1 protein-coding gene is annotated in these 547 nt (G+C 72.2%); it reads right to left on the reverse strand.

What is annotated here, in order from left to right; translation table 11 throughout:
- On the reverse strand, window positions 1-547 hold a 547-nt coding region (locus tag IE273_RS43235), incomplete at both ends, for a zinc-binding dehydrogenase (RefSeq protein WP_189820569.1).

Below are 547 nucleotides of genomic sequence, written 5' to 3' on the forward strand. Positions count from 1 at the left end.
GCATGCGCACGGTGGGGATGTCGCCGATCAGCGGGCCGTAGTAGACCAGGGTGCCCACCCTGCGCAGCACCTCCAGCGAGGGCCGGAACGTGGTGGCGCCACCGCCGTCGAAGACCGCGTGCACTCCCTCCCCGTCCGTCAGGTCCCTGACCCGGTCCACGAAGTCACCGCCGGAGGAGACGAGCACCTCCTGCGCGCCCGCCGCCTTCGCCACAGCGACCTTCTCCTCCCGCGAGACCAGGCCGATCACCCGTACCCCGCGCAGTGCGAGCAGCTGGGTGACGATGCTTCCCACACCGCCGGCGGCGGAGTGGACGAGCGCGGTCTCGCCCTCGGCCAGCGGCGCGGACTCCGTGACGAAGTGGTGCGCGGTGAGTCCCTGCATCATCGTGGCGGCGGCGATGTCGCTCGGGATGTCGTCCGGGACGGGGACGACCTGGCCGGCGGGGACGGCGATCCTCTCGGCGTAGCTGCCGTAGACCGAGACCCAGGCCACCCGGTCGCCGATCGCGAACCCGCTGACACCCTCTCCGATCGCGGAGACCCG

This window comes from Streptomyces olivaceoviridis, assembly GCF_014650115.1.
Classification (GTDB): Bacteria; Actinomycetota; Actinomycetes; order Streptomycetales; family Streptomycetaceae; genus Streptomyces; species Streptomyces olivaceoviridis.